Annotated in this window: 12 protein-coding genes; 4 read left to right on the top strand and 8 right to left on the bottom strand. The window is 43.9% G+C overall.

Annotated features, from left to right (window positions below):
- Positions 1-95: 95 nt before the first annotated feature.
- Positions 96-1,526, bottom strand: coding sequence for a 15-cis-phytoene desaturase (gene pds, locus N0824_RS11265; protein WP_108936834.1), 1,431 nt, complete (start codon positions 1,524-1,526; stop codon positions 96-98).
- A 402-nt stretch (positions 1,527-1,928) separates the two neighbouring features.
- Between pds and N0824_RS11260 the strand changes: the two genes are divergently transcribed.
- Positions 1,929-4,709 (top strand): cation-transporting P-type ATPase, encoded by a 2,781-nt coding sequence (locus N0824_RS11260; protein ID WP_108936833.1) that lies wholly within the window; start codon positions 1,929-1,931, stop codon positions 4,707-4,709.
- Between the two features lie 4 nt (positions 4,710-4,713).
- Positions 4,714-6,513, top strand: a complete 1,800-nt coding sequence (locus tag N0824_RS11255) for an SLC13 family permease (RefSeq protein ID WP_108936832.1) — start codon at positions 4,714-4,716, stop codon at positions 6,511-6,513.
- 59 nt (positions 6,514-6,572) lie between these two features.
- On the opposite strand, the gene N0824_RS11250 is transcribed toward N0824_RS11255, so the two are convergent.
- The 3 genes from N0824_RS11250 to N0824_RS11240 all read right to left on the bottom strand — a co-directional run bounded on the left by N0824_RS11250 (position 6,573) and on the right by N0824_RS11240 (position 9,066).
- Positions 6,573-7,109 carry a tetratricopeptide repeat protein gene (locus N0824_RS11250; RefSeq protein ID WP_002735092.1) on the bottom strand — a complete coding sequence of 179 codons (537 nt, stop codon included), beginning with the start codon at positions 7,107-7,109 and terminating at the stop codon, positions 6,573-6,575.
- 245 nt (positions 7,110-7,354) lie between these two features.
- Positions 7,355-8,137: a transporter substrate-binding domain-containing protein gene (locus tag N0824_RS11245; protein WP_108936831.1), complete on the bottom strand. Its 783-nt coding sequence runs from the start codon at positions 8,135-8,137 to the stop codon at positions 7,355-7,357.
- Complete coding sequence (locus N0824_RS11240) at positions 8,134-9,066, bottom strand: diguanylate cyclase (RefSeq protein ID WP_108936830.1); 933 nt, start codon at positions 9,064-9,066, stop codon at positions 8,134-8,136. Before N0824_RS11240 ends, N0824_RS11245 begins: the two co-directional genes overlap by 4 nt.
- Before the next feature lie 214 nt (positions 9,067-9,280).
- On the opposite strand from N0824_RS11240, the gene N0824_RS11235 reads away from it, so the two are divergent.
- Entirely contained in the window at positions 9,281-12,208 is a 2,928-nt protein-coding gene (locus tag N0824_RS11235) for an RNA helicase (protein ID WP_108936829.1), read from the top strand.
- Between the two features lie 197 nt (positions 12,209-12,405).
- On the opposite strand, the gene N0824_RS11230 is transcribed toward N0824_RS11235, so the two are convergent.
- A complete protein-coding gene (locus N0824_RS11230) occupies positions 12,406-13,359 on the bottom strand; it encodes a tetratricopeptide repeat protein (protein ID WP_108936866.1) in 954 nt (317 codons plus the stop codon).
- Positions 13,360-13,629: 270 nt separating this feature from the next.
- Between N0824_RS11230 and N0824_RS11225 the strand changes: the two genes are divergently transcribed.
- Positions 13,630-14,139: a DUF177 domain-containing protein gene (locus tag N0824_RS11225; protein WP_046660713.1), complete on the top strand. Its 510-nt coding sequence runs from the start codon at positions 13,630-13,632 to the stop codon at positions 14,137-14,139.
- Positions 14,140-14,200: 61 nt separating this feature from the next.
- Here the strand turns inward: N0824_RS11225 and N0824_RS11220 are convergent, their stop codons facing one another.
- The 3 genes from N0824_RS11220 to N0824_RS11210 all read right to left on the bottom strand — a co-directional run bounded on the left by N0824_RS11220 (position 14,201) and on the right by N0824_RS11210 (position 17,327).
- Positions 14,201-15,163 (bottom strand): glycosyltransferase family 9 protein, encoded by a 963-nt coding sequence (locus tag N0824_RS11220; RefSeq protein WP_108936828.1) that lies wholly within the window; start codon positions 15,161-15,163, stop codon positions 14,201-14,203.
- 243 nt (positions 15,164-15,406) lie between these two features.
- On the bottom strand, positions 15,407-16,009 hold the full coding sequence (locus N0824_RS11215) for a M23 family metallopeptidase (protein ID WP_108936827.1): 603 nt from the start codon (positions 16,007-16,009) through the stop codon (positions 15,407-15,409).
- 94 nt (positions 16,010-16,103) lie between these two features.
- Positions 16,104-17,327 carry an RNA-guided endonuclease TnpB family protein gene (locus tag N0824_RS11210; protein ID WP_108936826.1) on the bottom strand — a complete coding sequence of 408 codons (1,224 nt, stop codon included), beginning with the start codon at positions 17,325-17,327 and terminating at the stop codon, positions 16,104-16,106.
- Positions 17,328-17,371 lie beyond the last annotated feature (44 nt).

Raw genomic sequence — 17,371 nt, 5'->3', positions numbered from 1 at the left:
CGGAATGATTGACTTAGATTAACGGCGAACTGTGGCTAATGATATAGCATTGTCTCACTCAAGGCCATTTTCGTCATTAGTCCCTAGCCAGAGAATTAACGAGCGCTGGACACTGGTGTGGATTGGGTTTTATTCGGGTTTAGCGGTGCTGCGGGGTGATCTTTGCTGATCACTGCTGCCGCTAATTTCCCCGATAAAACCGCTCCTTCCATGCTTCCTAAATATTTTTGCATGGTATAGTCACCGGCGAGATAAAAATTCTCGATCGGAGTTTTCTGAGAAGGTCGATAAGCTTGTCGGCCGGGGGTGGCTTTATAAACCGATCGGGGAGTTTTCACCAGATGATATTTTAACAATTGACTGGGATTATCGCCAGTAAAATGTTGAGGAAAGAGTTTTTCTAGTTCTTTCATCGTCGCGGCGATAATTTCTTCATCGGATTTGCTAATCCAATCCTGAGCGGGAGCGAGAACTAATTCTAACATCGAGCGATCGGGGTTAGCGTATTCTTTACAGGTGTTGCTCATGTCAGCATAAACACTGAGTAAAGGCGAACGGGAGAATAATAAATGATCGATGTCAGTTAGTTTGCGATCAAACCAGAGGTGTAAATTAATAACGGGAACCCCTTCTAATCCTTCTAATTTTTGGAAGAATTTATCTTCTTGCCAACGCTTAGGCATCAAAACTTTTAAAGGATCTACAGGCATCGCAGACACATAAAGATCGGCTTCAAAAAGATAATCTTTCGCACCGTCTAAACCGCGCATTAAGAAGGCTTTAACTGTGCCATTTTCATTTAAGATAATCTCTTTTAAAGGCGCATTTAAGCACACTTCGCCACCTCTAGCGGTGATGTAATCGACTAAAGGTTGGCAGAGTCTTTCCGTGGGTGAACCATCGAGAAAGGCCATTTTTGAGCCGTTTTTCTCCTGTAAAAAGCGGTTGAGGGCTGTTAGTAGAATCGTGGCGGAAATCTCGTTAGGATCGATAAAGTTTAGGGCTTTCGACATAGCGATAAACACTTCTTTTTCTACCCTAGGGGGGATGTTTTGTTTCTCTAACCATTCCGACCAAGAATATTTATCCATCTCCTCGACGTAACTTTGACCTTTAACAATGGCAGGGATTAACCCGAGTCCAAATTTGATTTTTTCCTCCCAAGTTAACATATCATTATTGCGGAGAATGGCAACAATACCGTTAATTGGGGCGGGAATATCTGGGAAGTCAAACCGCGAATAAGTCCCCGGTTTTTCCGGCTGATTGAAGATCATCGAGTGTTCTTTCCACTGTAGGCGATCTTCTATGCCCAATTCTTTGAATAATTGCAGCATATTGGGATAAGCGCCAAAGAAGATATGTAAACCGGTTTCGTACCAGTCCCCATCGGCATCTTTCCAAGCGGCAATTTTTCCCCCTAATACATCGCGACGTTCCAGTACGATGGGCGTATGTCCCGCATCGACAAGGTATTTCGCACAAGATAATCCGGCTAGTCCCGCACCAGCGATCGCAACTCGCATCGTTTCCTATCTACTCTCTAATGTCTTGTCTTTATCACATTCGCTATTATACTTCACATTTCGTTACATTTTTTTTCAGATTGTCGAGAAGGCAGGGGGCAAGAGGCAAAAGGTAGGAGACAGGAGATTATTTTTATTTATTCTCCCCATTTCCCCACACCCGTTCGGACCTCGGCCTGAGTTCAGCGTTCGACAAAAGCTCACGGGCGAAGCCCACACCCCACTTCATAATTCATAATTCATAATTCATAATTACCCCTCCCCACTTCCTTGATAACTGCTTACTGGTCACTGATAACTGATTACTGGTCACTGATAACTGATTACTGATATTGTGATATGTAATTAGCTTAACTCGCTTACCTTTTTAGTTCACGCGTACACCCTCTTCAATCGCTCGCTATGACTTTTCCCACTACGTCCCCCCAAGTCTCGGAGATAGAGAATAATCGTGCTTGGCACAATTTAACTGGCGAACAAACCCTAGAAATACTGAGAACCAATGGGGAAACCGGCTTAAACGAGGCGGAAATTGTTAAAAGAAAAGATATTTTCGGGTTAAATGAACTAAAAGAAACGGGGGGACGCAGCCCGTTAATGATTCTCTGGGAACAGTTTACTAACATTATGTTAGTGATGCTGATTGCCGTGGCGGTGGTTTCGGCAGTTTTGGATCTGAAAAAAGGGGAATTTCCCAAAGATGCGATCGCTATTTTTACGATTGTTATTTTAAACGGTATTTTAGGATATTTACAGGAAAGTCGGGCAGAAAAGGCATTAGCAGCCCTTAAGCAGTTATCCTCGCCGAAAGTCAGGGTTATCCGTAATGGTAGCACCTTTGAAGTGGCGGCCAAGGAACTTGTCCCCGGGGATATCATGTTACTGGAAGCGGGGGTACAAATTGCCGCCGATGGCAGATTATTAGAAGCACAAAACCTGCAAATCCGGGAAGCTGCCCTCACGGGGGAAGCGGAATCGGTGAATAAACAAGCACAGAAGGTTTTACCGGAAGATGCCTCTTTAGGCGATCGCATTAACCTCGTCTATCAGGGTACAGAGGTAGTACAGGGACGAGGGAAAGTGGCGATTACCAAGACGGGAATGGATACGGAAATCGGTAAAATCGCCGCTATGTTACAAGGAGTAGAAAGTGAACCCACACCTCTACAGCAGCGAATGTCGCAGTTAGGTAACGTTTTAGTGAGTGGTTCCCTAGCTTTAGTGGCTGTAGTCGTGCTTGGGGGCGTAATTCGCTTCGGTTGGCAGTTTTTTGAATCATTTCTCGAAACTTCCCTCAGTATGGCTGTGGCCGTTGTTCCCGAAGGTTTACCGGCAGTGGTGACGGTGACTTTGGCAATTGGAACCCAGAGAATGGTAAGAAGGCAAGCTTTGATCCGTAAATTGCCGGCAGTGGAAACCTTAGGCTCGGTAACGACGATTTGCTCCGATAAAACTGGAACTTTAACTCAAAATAAAATGGTGGTGCAGAAAGTTAATACTTCCCACCATGTCATTACTGTCACCGGGGAAGGTTACGCGCCCATCGGTGAGTTTAATGGTGTTAGTGAAAGTGATCCCGAACTACAGGCAATTTTAACGGCTTGTGTGCTGTGTAATGACGCACTTTTGCAGAATCAAGCGCAAGAATGGTTAATTTTAGGCGATCCCACCGAGGGAGCTTTACTGACGTTAGCGGGTAAAGGAGGACTATATCGGGAAGCATTAGCACCCAAAAGCCCTCGTTTAGGGGAATTTCCCTTTTCTTCCGAAAGAAAGAGAATGTCAGTAATCTGTGAGAATGCTCAGTTAGGTTTGGGGGATTCTGCCTATTTAATGTTTACCAAAGGCTCACCGGAATTAATTCTCGAACGTTGTTCTCTGATCCAAGTTGGGGCAGAAAGTCAACCCCTAACAGATGAACAAAGAAGCCGTATTTTGGCACAAAATGACGAAATGGCGGGTAATGGCCTACGAGTCTTAGGTTTTTCCTATAAACCGATGACAGAAGTGCCAGAAGCGGAAAGAGAAGATAGTGAGGAACAATCCCTGGTTTGGTTGGGATTGGTGGGAATGCTCGATGCACCCCGCAAAGAAGTTAAAGAAGCGGTTGCCCTCTGTCGTCAGGCGGGAATTCGTCCGATTATGATTACCGGAGATCACCAATTAACCGCCAGGGCGATCGCCAGTGAATTGGGCATTGCGGCTGCCGGGGAGCGAGTAATCACGGGGAAAGAATTAGAAAAAATGTCTCAGAATGACCTAGAGGGAGAGGTAGATGGTGTGAGCGTCTATGCTCGCGTTTCTCCTGAACATAAGCTGAGAATCGTCCAAGCTTTGCAAAAACGGGGCAAATTCGTCGCTATGACGGGGGACGGAGTCAATGATGCTCCGGCACTAAAACAAGCGGATATCGGCATCGCCATGGGGATTACGGGAACCGATGTCAGCAAAGAAGCCAGCGATATGATTTTGCTGGATGATAATTTTGCCACCATCGTCGCTGCCACTGAAGAAGGGCGCGTGGTTTACAGTAACATTCGGCGCTTTATTAAATATATTCTCGGCAGTAATATTGGCGAGGTTTTAACCATTGCTGCGGCTCCTTTAATCGGTATGGGGGGTGTACCTCTGACTCCCTTGCAAATCCTCTGGATGAACCTTGTCACCGACGGTTTACCGGCTCTTGCTTTGGCAATGGAACCCGCCGAACCTAATGTGATGAAACGTCCACCTTTTAGCCCCCGGGAAAGCATTTTTGCTCGCGGGTTGGGTTGGTATATGATTCGCATCGGCATCGTCTTTGCCATTCTGACCATTATTATGATGTACTGGGCTTACCAATATACTCAGGCAACCCCCGAAATAGGAGATCCCGGACGCTGGAAAACCATGGTATTTACTACCCTCTGTTTAGCACAAATGGGTCATGCTTTGGCGGTGCGTTCCCATACCCAGTTAGCTGTGCAAATGAATCCCTTCTCTAATCCTTACATTATTGCCGCCGTGGGCTTGACAACGATCCTACAATTGTTCTTAATTTATGCTCCTCCTCTACAAAGCTTCTTCGGCACTCAATGGATTAGTGGCACGGAATTGTTAATCTGTTTTGGATTTAGTGCCTTAATGTTTGTTTGGATCGAGTTGGAGAAGTTATTTATTCGCTGGTTCATGACGAAAAAATAAATCAATGCCAACACCAATTATTCTGACTTTAACGGTTTTAGTCGTTGCTTTAGTCGCTTTCGTGGCGGAATGGCTACCGGTAGATTTAACCGCTTTATGCGTGGCGATTGTCCTGATTCTTTTGGGTTTAGTTACTCCCGAAGAAGGTATCGCCGGATTTAGTAATTCTGCCACGGTGACAGTGATGGCGATGTTTGTACTTAGTGCCGGAATTACCCGCACGGGAGTGATTCAAGTGATTCGCGATCGCTTGCTGGTTTGGGGGGGCAAAAGTCCCCACCAACAGGTATTTGTCCTAGGGGCATTAGTGGGGCCGATTAGTGCTTTTATTAATAACACGGCAGTGGTGGCGATCTTTTTACCCATCGTTGAAGATTGGTGTAAAAAACAAAAAATTTCCCCTTCTAAGTTATTAATTCCCCTTTCCTACGCCACGGTTTTAGCGGGGATGATTACCGTGGTGGGAACTTCTACTAACATTCTCGCTAGTGGTATTTCTGCCAAGCTGGGTTATGGGGAATTTAGCTTATTTCAATTCACTGCTTTGGGAGTAGTAACTTTTTTAGCAGGGTTGATTTATTTAACAATTTTTGCCCCGAAATTACTACCCGATCGCAAATCTTCCACGGGGGAATTTTTAGACGATGATTACGGTTCTAAAGTATATCTGAGTGAGGTCATTGTTACCCCTCGTTCTAATCTTATCGGTCAAACTTTATCTCAAAGTGGACTACAAAGAAAGTTTGATTTTGATGTGTTGGAATTAATCAGAAATAAGGTACATTTACCCCAACCTTTAGCCGATAAAGTTCTCAATGCTGGCGATATTTTAATCGTTCACAGTAGCCGGGAAGAACTATTAAAAATTAAAGATGAACGGGGATTAGAAATTTTTGCTGATCTCAAATTTCATAAAGGAGATATTGAATCGGCAATTACTACGGGTGAGGAAAAATTAGCCGAGGTTTTGATTCTCTCTAATTCCCGTTTAATTGGGACAACTTTAAAAGATCTAAAATTCCGTCAGCGTTATAATGCAACAGTTCTGGCGATTAGACGGGGTTCGGAATTACTACAAGGAAGATTGGGTAAAATTCCTTTAAAGTTTGGCGATTTGCTCTTAGTTCAGGGACCAAAACAGAGTTTTGTGGGTTTACAAACCACGCGAGAATTATTAGTCTTAGAAGAGAAAGACATCGAATCCCTGCGAAAGGATAAGGGAATTATTGCTTTAATGATTACTTTGTCGGTGATTATTATTGCCGCTTTTGATATTCAACCGATTCTTGTCACCAGTTTAGTCGGGGTGGTTTTAATGGTAATTACTGGCTGTCTAAAACCCGGGGAAGTCTATGGTTCCATTCGTTGGGATATTATCTTTTTATTAGCGGGTTTAATTCCCCTGGGTACTGCCATGGATAACTCAGGAACGACTAAATGGTTAGCAGATAATTTAGTCGCTGTCGGCGGACATCTTTCAGGGTTTTGGATCTTAGTTTTCTTCTATCTAATTACCTCAGTTTTGACTGAAATCCTCTCTAATAACGCCGCCGTGGTTTTAATGATTCCCGTCGCCGTGGAAGTGGCGAAAACTTTGGGTTTAAATCCTTTGGCTTTTATGTATGCTGTCACCTTTGCTGCTTCTAATAGTTATCTAACACCGATTGGCTATCAAACTAACACCATGGTTTATGCCCCCGGCGGCTATAAATTCCTCGATTTTACCCGTTTGGGTGCGCCCCTAAATTTAATTTTGACGATTTTAACCCCAGTTTTAATCGTGGTGTTTTATGGCTTGAAATAAAGAAAGAAAGAGATCGAAGATTCTTCGATCTCTAAAAAGAATTTGATCAGTAGTCAAAACTATTTCGATTCAGCGAAGCGTTTACGAAGGGATTCGGTGCGCTTTTTCGCCACGGTATTGTTAGGATCAAATTTGAGAGTTTCTTCGTAGGTTTCGAGAGCTTTTTTCGCCATTTGTTTCTTTTCGTAAACATTGCCAAGATTATTGAGAGCGATCGAGTATTGAGGATAAAGTTTAATTGCCTCTTTGTAGTTACGAATCGCTAATTCCAATTGTTCTTGGGCAAAATAGGAAAAACCGATCGCATTATAGATTAGGGCTTGATTTTCTGGTTCGATGCTTTCTTCTTCAGAGATTTTTAAAGCCTTTTGTAGTAAACTCAAGGCTTGAACATAGAGTTTTTTATCGAGATAAAGGCTCCCTAATTCATAGTATTCTTTAGCTGTACCTTTTTCTTTTTGCAATTTCTTTTGTAGCTTGTTAAAGGTTCCTTCCACTCGACGGGTTTTAAAGATTTGCACGATGACAAAAATTCCTAAACCAATCACGAAAATTAGCAATCCAGAAACGTAAATAAGCGGCAGGGTATCTTCCATAATTAGCGATCGAGCAATTAATATTTTTATACTTATTCCATCAGATTATAGCAGGATTTAGTCAGTTATCAGTGATCAGTTATCAGTGATCAGTGATCAGTTATCAGTGATCAGTTATCAGATGTGAGTTTTCAGTTCACTGTTCACTGTTCATTGCTCACAGCAAAAAACTCCCTTCTCCCCACTTCATAATTCATAATTCATAATTCATAATTCCCACACCCCACACCCCACACCCCATCACCCTATCTTCCCATTTCCCGAATTCTCAGGGGTAAACCCCAATAGTTCAGCCGTTCTGCTAACCAACCGGTGGATTCTAGCCGCTCGATCGCTTGATTGACGCGTTCTCGGAGACTTTGGTACTGTAAACCTTTAGGGAGAACGACTCCTAGAGCGATCGCCCCCAACTCGATCGGTAATTGACGATAATTGGGTAATTGCTGCACCCAACCAGTTAAAAGGCTATTATCAGCCGCAAAAGCGTCTATTTCCCCCGTTTCCAGTAAATTTAAAGCTTCTTGATAGGAAGCAACCCCGCGCAGGATAGCGTTAGGTAAATTGGAACGCACAAGGGCGATTGTCGTCGAGCCGTTGAGTACGGCGATTCTAGAGTTAGCTAAGTCTTCTAAACGCTGCAATTGCGGGTTTTTCGTCACAAAACCGCTGCTATCGAGGTAATAAAAGGGGCTAAAATCCACTAAGCGCTGACGTGCAGGAGTAATCGCCACACGAGCGATCGCCAAATCCACCCGATCATCAATAACCACCTGTAAACGTTCTTGATTACTCACGGGTTTAAGAATAATAGCACTGTCAGAACCGAGAATTTCTGACGCTAGACGTTTAGCGATGTCGATTTCCAATCCTTGCAGATTCCCCTGAGAATCAAGGAAAGCGAGGGGAGGGAGATTATTTTTAACAGCGACAATTAATTTTCCCCGGCGTATAATTGTATCGAGATCGGCGCTAAAACTTGGGGCTACACCTAAGAGCAAAAAACCAAGAATCAATAATAAATTTTTCATACTGTTTTACCTAAACTAACTCGATTCCTACCTTGATTTTTAGCGGCGAACATGGCACGATCAGCCCGCTCGATCACCGCTTCTAGATTATTATCTTCAGGGCTAAATGTTGCCACACCAATACTAGCAGTAACTCGCACTTTTTGTCGATTAATTTCAATATTTAACTTGTTAATTACTTGACAAATGCGCTGGGCTGTGGCAGCAGCATCTTGAAGATTAGTTTCTGGGAGAATAGCGACAAATTCCTCGCCCCCAAAGCGCCCAAAACTATCCACTTGACGCAGACAGTTTTTAATTGCCCCAGCGATAGTAATTAAAGTTTTATCTCCCAGGACATGACCAAAGGTATCGTTAATATGTTTAAAATGGTCTATATCGATGACTAAAACCGAAAAATAACGATGATAACGACGACATCGTTGAAATTCTTTCTCGCCCAAGGCGAGAATCTCTCGACGATTATTTACCCCAGTTAGGATATCAGTTCTCACCAGCTTTTCTAGTTGAGAATTAATATTTTTTAGTTCCTCTTTAGTTTTTTTCAGTTCTAAATGAATTTTAACTCTGGCTAACAGATCCCAACTATGAAAGGGTTTATTTATATAGTCCACAGCCCCAGAATTAAAAGCATTGATAATATCTTCTTTTTCTTTACTATCTGTTACAAAAATAATCGGTATATGAGCGTATAAATTATCGCTTTTTAGTCTTCGGCAAAGTTCTAGCCCCCGCTTTTTTGGCATTATTAAGTCAAGAAGAATTAGGTCAGGATTAGCAGTTTTTACTCGTTCTATTGCCTGTTGAAAACTACTAGCGCAAGCAGTTTCATAACCAGCAGAATCAAGAATCTTCACAGCCACTTCTAGATTTTTACTGACATCATCAACCACTAAAACTAGACAGTCTTGAGGACGAAATTTAATCATGATCAGTAGGTATAATTAATCAAGCTAAGGACAAAATAGAGAGACAATTATTAGTGATACAGCATTTCTTATACAGATGAAGTATGATGGGATTGGGCATCACCCCCAAAGGTTAAGCTTATCCCTAGTTTCTAGAAGTCTGCTTTTTCGACTAGAATAAAAAAAGCCAGTCAGAATAGCCACAATTAAAAAAATTTCTCCTCTTAGACTTGACGTGAAAGAGTCCCTAAACCCTACTTCTTTGGATCTCAAAACCATTTTTCCCTTTAAACTCGACGACTTCCAGCAATCGGCGATCGCTGCTCTTGCTGCCGGTAAATCAGTGGTCGTCTGCGCTCCCACGGGTTCCGGCAAAACTTTAATCGGAGAATACGCTATCTATCGCGCCCTAGAAAGGGGCAAACGGGTTTTCTACACCACTCCCCTGAAAGCTCTTTCTAACCAAAAATTCCGGGATTTTCAAGAAAAATTCGGTCGTACCCCCACCGATGGCGATGAGGATTCCCCGCTGCTGTTTGCGGAAGTGGGATTAATTACCGGCGATGTGGTGATCAATCCTTCAGCATTAATTGTAGTCATGACTACAGAAATTTTTCGCAATATGCTGTACCAAACCCCGATTGGTCAGGTAGGCACTTCCCTAGAAAACGTGGAAACCCTGGTTCTCGATGAATGTCACTATATCAGTGATCGAGGTCGCGGCACCGTTTGGGAAGAATCAATTATCTACTGTCCCCCTAGTATCCAATTAGTAGCCCTCTCCGCCACCATCGGCAACCCCGGAGAACTCACCGACTGGATTAACTGGGTGCGGCAACTGCGTCAACCCAGCGACAATAAACAGACCTCCAGCTGCGAGCTAATTAACTCCGATTTTCGCCCCGTCCCCCTGCGCTTTTATTTCGCCAATAAAGAGGGATTATTCCCGCTGCTCGACCCAAAACAGAGCAAAGTTAACCCGAAACTACACTCAAAAGTCGGCCACGGCAAACCCCGACGCTTAAAGCGAGAAGATTGTCCCACCATCGCCTCGATTGTCACCACTCTGCGGGACAAGGATATGCTCCCAGCTATTTACGTCATTTTCAGCCGTAAAGGTTGCGATCAGGCGATTAGAGAGCTAAAAAACCTTAATCTCGTTAATCAAGAAGAAGCTAGAGCCATTTACTACCGTTTACTCATTTTCTTCTTGGAAGATAATCCCAATCTGCAAGAACTCGCCCTTTCCTTCTTTGCCGTCGAAAATCCGCCCCTACACCAGAAATTACTGGCTTTTTTCGCTAATAACCCCCAGTCTGAAGATCAACTCCTCAGCCTCTTAACCGCCGATTCCGAGACGAAAAACCAACTGTTTGAATTCCTGGCTAGTGCTTCCCAATTGGTGCGGGCCGACCAAGTGGAACCCCTCACCCGGGGCTGTGGTGTTCACCATGCCGGGATTTTACCCCTCTGGAAAGAATTAGTCGAACAACTCTTTGAAGCTGGTTTAATTAAGGTGGTTTTTGCCACCGCCACCCTCTCGGCCGGGATTAATATGCCCGCCCGCACCACTGTGATCTCGGCCCTCTCCAAACGCACCGATGATGGTCATAGTATGCTGACTCCCTCGGAATTTGTCCAGATTGCCGGCCGGGCCGGTCGCCGGGGAATGGACGCGGTGGGCCATGTGGTGACAGTACAAACGCCCTTTGAAGGGGCAAAAGAAGCGGCTTTTCTGGCCACCGCTCAACCGGAACCCCTACAAAGCTGTTTTGCGCCTAGTTACGGCATGGTGTTAAATCTCCTGCAAAAACACAGTCTAGAGGAGGCCAAAGACCTCTTAGAGCGCAGTTTCGCCGAATATCTCGCTCGTTTGAAGTTAAGCCCCGAACGACAACAGATTACCGCCTTAACCACCGAATTAGCTAAGTTGGATATGGAATTAGCCGGTATCGAGCGGGAGCAGGTCTTCAGTTACGAAAAGCTCCGGGAAAGACTGCGGGAAGAAGAAAGACTGTATAAAATCCTCGCTAGTCAGGCAGAAGCCCAGAAAAGACAGGAAATACATCTAAAATTGCCGAATATTCCCGTCGGAACTATCCTCCATCTCAAGGGCAAACATATTAAGGTTCCCGTCCCCGTCCCCGCTATCTTTGTCAATACCCTGCACGGAGCCGGTCAAGTGCGAACCCTTGTTTGTTTAGGCAGTGATAATCGCTGGTATTTAGCCGCCTATGCGGATATTAGCGAGATAGATCGAGGTTTTCTCCCTCCTGCGGCATTAGGCGAACTGATACCCCCTTCCCTAGAAGCTGTTTCCCTAGGGGGGTGGCGCAAGGGTGAGGAAAATACTCAGGCGATCGCCGATTTAATCCCCCAACAAGTCCAGGGCATCCCACCGGTGGCGGAACTGGAAACACAGGCACAAAGAATTGAAATTGTCAATAGTCAAATTGCTGCTCATCCCCTGCAAAAACGCAAAAATCCGGGGCGATTGATGAAATTATACTACGATCGAGAGCTTGCTCGCGATAAGTTACACAAGACCCAGATTAAATACCAAAAACAACAATCGCGTAAATCCTACTACTGGGAAGAATTTCTGAATCTAATCGAGATTTTGCGAGAATTCCAAGCATTAGAGGGTTATTTGCCCACTCCCCTCGGAGAAGCGGCGGCCACTATTCGCGGGGAAAATGAACTCTGGTTAGGATTAGCGATGATGTCGGGAGATTTGGACCGATTGACTCCTAGCCAACTAGCTGCTGCCATCAGCACCATGATTACGGAACCCCCTCGCCCCGATACTTGGTGCAATTACCCGCCTGTGCCAGAAGTTATCGATATTTTGCGACAAGGAGAAGAAAATTCCCCCGGTCTGCGAGAAGTTCGCCGTTTACTCTATCAAGCTCAATCTCGCTACGATATCACTATTCCTGTCTGGTTAGAAACCCAACTGATGGGGATTGCCTCCCGTTGGGCCCAGGGGACATCCTGGCCGGAATTGTGCGAAAATACTAGCCTCGATGAGGGAGATCTAGTGCGATTATTACGGCGCACCGTCGATGTTCTCTGGCAAATTCCCCAAATTCCCCGGGTTTCCCAAGTCCTTAAAGATAATGCCCGTCTCGCCGTCACAGCCATGAAACGCTTTCCTTTATAATAGACCTCTTGTAGAAATCAAAAATCGTTGTTAGGGTTAGGAGTCAGTAGCCAGTAGTCAGTAGTCAGGAGAATTAAAAATAAGCATTAATCAATTAAATGGTCTATTTACAGATTTTATGCCATTTAATCCTTATTTTTGCCGTTTTTGAACCCTGAAAAATTAATTATGCAAGAGGTCTAATATTGACCGCTCTTTTAAACAATGGGAGATGGTAAGGAAAGTAACTGTTGGTGAATCTGCTCGATTAGGGCGAGGATTTGCTGATAATTTTGGTGCAATCCCTGGTGATAGAGGTGATTTGCTCCTTGATTTAAATCCGCTAAAGCTGATTGATAATAACCCAATTGATGCCGCAGTAATCCCCTTCTAATATAAGCATCGGCATAAAAAGGATCGATGGCAATCGCCTGATTTAAATTGGCGATCGAGCGGTCATATTCACCTAATTGGTGAGCGGTACAAGCTAGATTATAGTAGGCTGAGGCGTTGTTTTTATTTAATCGGAGAGCTTGATTAAAATCCGCCTTGGCTGAGGTAAAATTGTGGAGGGCTAAATGAGATAAACCTCGATCATTATAAATAGTGGCTAAAGTGTCGGGTTGCTGGTTAGTAATTTGACGCAAGGATTGATTAAAATCGGCTAGGGCAAAGGGATAATTTTTCATAGCCGCCTGAACTAAACCCCGATTATAGTAGGCTTGATAATAGGTGGGTTTTAACCGGATAGTCTGGTTATAATCGGTCAGCGCCTGTGAATAATCTCCCAAACGATAAAAAGCTAAACCCCGATGGAAATAGGCTAGATAATTATCGGATTGCTGTTGTAAAGAGCGGGTGCAGTCCTGCCACGCGTGCAGATAATCCTGTAAATAAATCTCAGTTAAACAGCGATTACTGTAGGCTAGGGCCAAGTTATTTTCCTGTTCGAGGGACTGATTGAAATCCTGCAAAGCTTGCTGATAATTACCCGCCTCTAGTTGTTCAATTCCTGATCGCAACCAATAGGATAAATGTACTGATTGAGCTGCTTTTCCCTGCCGAGGCAATCCCCCCAGCACAAGCGAGCAGAGCAGTGCAACAATAACCAATCCACCGAGGCGAGGAAGAAAATTTTTCAAAACCGTTGACATAGGAGTATCTTTGTGTATATACTCCCAATTCTGAGGAAACTTTCTCGATCGATCAACAGACAGCCTGTCAAATGCAGGAGTCAGGAGACAGGAGACAGGAGACTCCGAGACAGGAGACAGGAGATTATTTTTATTTATTCTCCCCACTTCATAATTCATAATTCATAATTCATAATTCCTACACTCGGGGCTGCGATAAACTAATAAAAGAAAGATTGTCACCGAGCAATTATGGTGGCGTTACTCGCTAACGCAGTTGACACCCGATAAATGATACAGGAGTTATCTATGGAAACTATTTTTATCCCCCACCTCCTCAAATCTCCTGATCGACAAAGAGTGATCATCATCGATAATTTTATCCCCGGTCTAGAAACCTTGACACCGGTGCGGGGGACCTTGCTGGTTAGACATGGGGGGAATTTTTTGGAAGTATCGGTGAAAGCAGAAACCATCGTCACCTTAACCTGCGATCGCTGTTTACAACAATATAATCATCGTCTGCAATTAAACACTTCTGAATTAATCTGGCTAGACAAAAATAAAGACTACGATAGCTCCTATCCTCTAGAGCGAGAAATAGCCTACGAAGACCTCTCGGAAACCCTCGATCCTAACGGGGATTTTGACCCGCAAATGTGGTTATACGAGCAGTTGTGTCTAACTTTGCCCCCCCGTCAACTCTGCGGAGCCAATTGTCAACCACCCGATTTTCTGCTTCCAGAAAATACTGCCATCGATGGTCGTTGGGCCTCCCTAGAATCCTTGAAAAGTCAGTTATCTCAATCGCAAAATTGAGCCTTGATGCCGATTTTTTTCGGGTTTCGAGCCACGAGAAAAGCGATCGAAACCCGATTATTTACCGGCCCCAAATCTTTTTCAGGACAGTTTCGGGAGTAATATCGGCGACTTTTCCCGTATTAGCTTCAATATATCGATGCAGCTCTCCCCCGCTCGGTAAAACTCTCTTAGACAACGAAGGAACCAGCAGAGAGAGGGTATAGGTTCCCACGGCCACGGCTAACTGTAAAGGGACACTTTCGGTAGCTAACAATAAATTGGCCCCGGCGATCATAGCGGCCATTTTACCGATATCGGCCGTTCTGGACACTTTTAAGTTATTATCCATGGCTTTGAGTGCTAAAACCCAAGCTTCATCCAGTTCTCCCTGGATCGCGACAATTGGCAAATCCGGTTGTTGATGGCGAATGCCTTGGATAATTTCTAGCCAACTCTCCAGGGGATAAAGCGTTTCCAGTCCTTGGCTGATGCTGAGATCGCTACCGCCGGCGTAGAGGAGAATATAGCCGCTATCCTTGATATTGAGGCGTTGCTGCTCCATTTCGGCCCAATCGATATCATCGCGATTCAAGGTTAGTTTTAAAGGTGGACAGGGTGCGGCAATCTTTAACCCTTTGACCAGTGCGTGATAATTATCCGCTAGATAGCCTTCCGTTGGCTGGGGTACTTGTTGCGATAAGAACCAGCTGCCATTATTTTCATAGCCTATACGGTTAGGAACACCATTTAACCAGAGTAAAAGATTGATAGCAGGACGATTGGTGAGACTAATGGCGATTTCGTACTCCCGGTCCCGAATTACTCCCAAAATATTTAAATAATCCGCTAATCCGTACTGATCTCGATAGTCAAATAAAAGCACTTCCCTAACCTGCGGACAGAGACGATGGGCAGCCTTTGCTCTAGGTTCGACCAAAACATCGATGCTGCTTTGGGGGTAAGTTTGCTGGAGGGTTTCTAGAGTGGGAAAAAACAGCAGTTGATTGCTAATTCCTCCCGGTACAAGGGTTAATATTCGCATTTTATCTAGATATACCTGAATCGATCAGCTTAATTTTAGCAGTGTCCCTCGTTATTCATTGAACCTCTTGTGAAAATCACAAATTGTCCTGAGAGTTAGGAGTCAGTAGCCAGTAGCCAGTAGTCAGAATTGTGGGCTTTATTGATATAATACTTGTCTATTGTCTTTTTTCTACTCCTCTGTCTCCTCGACCGCCTCGGAGTCTCCTCACTCAGGGAAGATTTTTGATTTTTGCAGGAGATATTAACTATTACCCGAAGGATTAGAGCCGTACATAGCATTTAAAACCAAAGCGGGGTCAACGTATTGATTGCCGTACATCAGTCCCCAGTGCAGGTGTGGTCCGGTGGTGCGTCCTGTCATTCCCACTCTAGCCATGCGGGCCCCTGCTGGTATATCCTGACCGAGAGTAAGGACGATTCCCCCTGACCTGTCAATCAAAAAAGTACCACGGCTATCGGATTGAACCGAACCCATGAGATGACAATAAATATGCGTCCATTGACCGGATTGCATCTTAATCATGGTGCCACAGCCTGTATGATCGGATAATTCGACGATTCTGCCGGTCCACCAATTGCGAATATAACTGCCCAAGGGTGCGGCCAGATCTAACCCGGCATGAAATTGTTGACTACCATCCATGGGAGAGAAACGATAACCGAAACCGGAGGTATAGGTTTGGAAGTTTTCCACGGGAAAGGAGGCCCCGGCCCAAGCAGTTTGAGCTATGAGGGTGGGATTAGCTTTAACGGGGTGTAAACGGTCAAATCCTAGAGAAATTAACGTGACAAGACAGCTAATCGCTAAAAAACGTAGTAATTTAATAGGCAGATATTTGAGCATGAGACTTACTCCAGACACCACAATTAAATATAGTTAGTAAAAGTATAGTCAAATATAGACAGACTGAATTCCATTTCAGAAATTCCCTTCACTTTTACTTCGAGAGATTGATTCTCCTTGGGTGAACTACGCACCTCTCTATCCCATAGCGGTTAAACACATTTGGGAATGCTTTTCGTAAAATATTGTAGGAACCCATGACATCAGATTGAACCAGAATCCCCTTATCTGTACGATATAACCCTCGCTTAATTCTTTTTCCTGAAAACACTGGCTTTTCAGTTATCTGTCCATAAACGGGGAGAGGATCGTCATTCAAAAAATTAGCAACGGAGGTATAGGATTCTTCTTGAAGAATCACAGAGATTCCTTCTAATTGACATTTATAACTAATCATCTCAATTAATCGAGCATGAGGGATGGTCACAAATTTTTGATTGTTGACTTTTCCTAAGTTCACTTCTTGTTTCCAACCGTCATTTTTCCCAATTACTAAAGTTGTTATCTCTTGCTCGACTAAGAGATTGACTAAATAACGACTAGCCTGATGAAGATAATTATCTATCTTCTGATTACGGCAACGAGTTAAACGGCAAATTCTCTGGGAACTTTGACGATTGCCTTTTAATAGAGATTGTAACTTAGCCCGACGTTGGTTATAAAATTGATTCAGGCTTTTTAACGGTCTGCCATTAATCAACAAAGGGATAAAGTCCGGTTGATTTGAAGTTACAGCCATCAAATTATCTATGCCTAAATCTATCGCAGCTATCTTTTCATTAGGAGCTAAGAACTGTTCGGTTTTCTCATAAATTACCTCGATTACATAACAATCACATTTAGGAACTATTCTGACTTCTGCTATGCGCTCCGCTACTCTCGTCGGCAAGGCAATTGAAGTACCTGATAGTTTGACTATTCCTTGCCTAAGACCTACTTTGCTTAGGGCTTGAATCGTGTAAACTAAGAGATTTCTTCCTTTTTTTGGCTCCTTATAGCCGGGGATTTTGGGTTTTCCCAGAAATTTATCGGGGTGACTTTTAAACTCCGATGAAGCTGCAAAAAATGATTTCCAGTTTTTGTCTAATCCTCTCAAAACTTGTTGGGAAACTTTAGCGGGTAAAGCTTGATACTGTTCTGTCTTTTTCATCAGAGAGGCCATCTGATTATAGGTCAAATAGCCATGGCCATAAATGAAGTTTTGTCGGATTAAATAATTGGCTGAGTTGTAGAGATTTTTAGACTGCCAAGATAAATTATCTATCTCAGCCCAGAATCGATGTCCTTTCTTGATAATGTGTCTTTCTGCTACTAACATATTATCCGTTGTCTTTTAACTCAGCGTCGGGTTTTGAAGGGTTG

The organism is Microcystis sp. 0824 (assembly GCF_003112475.1).
In the GTDB taxonomy this organism is placed as follows: Bacteria; Cyanobacteriota; Cyanobacteriia; order Cyanobacteriales; family Microcystaceae; genus Microcystis; species Microcystis aeruginosa_C.
Note: the sequence above shows the minus strand (reverse complement) of the source record. Positions and strands in the feature narration are given on the sequence as shown.

Bases quoted from the DNA above. Each gene is read 5' to 3' on its own strand.
- pds (WP_108936834.1), bottom strand. From the start codon at position 1,526: ATGCGAGTTGCGATCGCTGGTGCGGGACTAGCCGGATTATCTTGTGCG.
- N0824_RS11260 (WP_108936833.1), top strand. From the start codon at position 1,929: ATGACTTTTCCCACTACGTCCCCCCAAGTCTCGGAGATAGAGAATAAT.
- N0824_RS11255 (WP_108936832.1), top strand. From the start codon at position 4,714: ATGCCAACACCAATTATTCTGACTTTAACGGTTTTAGTCGTTGCTTTA.
- N0824_RS11250 (WP_002735092.1), bottom strand. From the start codon at position 7,109: ATGGAAGATACCCTGCCGCTTATTTACGTTTCTGGATTGCTAATTTTC.
- N0824_RS11245 (WP_108936831.1), bottom strand. From the start codon at position 8,137: ATGAAAAATTTATTATTGATTCTTGGTTTTTTGCTCTTAGGTGTAGCC.
- N0824_RS11240 (WP_108936830.1), bottom strand. From the start codon at position 9,066: ATGATTAAATTTCGTCCTCAAGACTGTCTAGTTTTAGTGGTTGATGAT.
- N0824_RS11225 (WP_046660713.1), top strand. From the start codon at position 13,630: ATGGAAACTATTTTTATCCCCCACCTCCTCAAATCTCCTGATCGACAA.
- N0824_RS11220 (WP_108936828.1), bottom strand. From the start codon at position 15,163: ATGCGAATATTAACCCTTGTACCGGGAGGAATTAGCAATCAACTGCTG.
- N0824_RS11215 (WP_108936827.1), bottom strand. From the start codon at position 16,009: ATGCTCAAATATCTGCCTATTAAATTACTACGTTTTTTAGCGATTAGC.
- N0824_RS11210 (WP_108936826.1), bottom strand. From the start codon at position 17,327: ATGTTAGTAGCAGAAAGACACATTATCAAGAAAGGACATCGATTCTGG.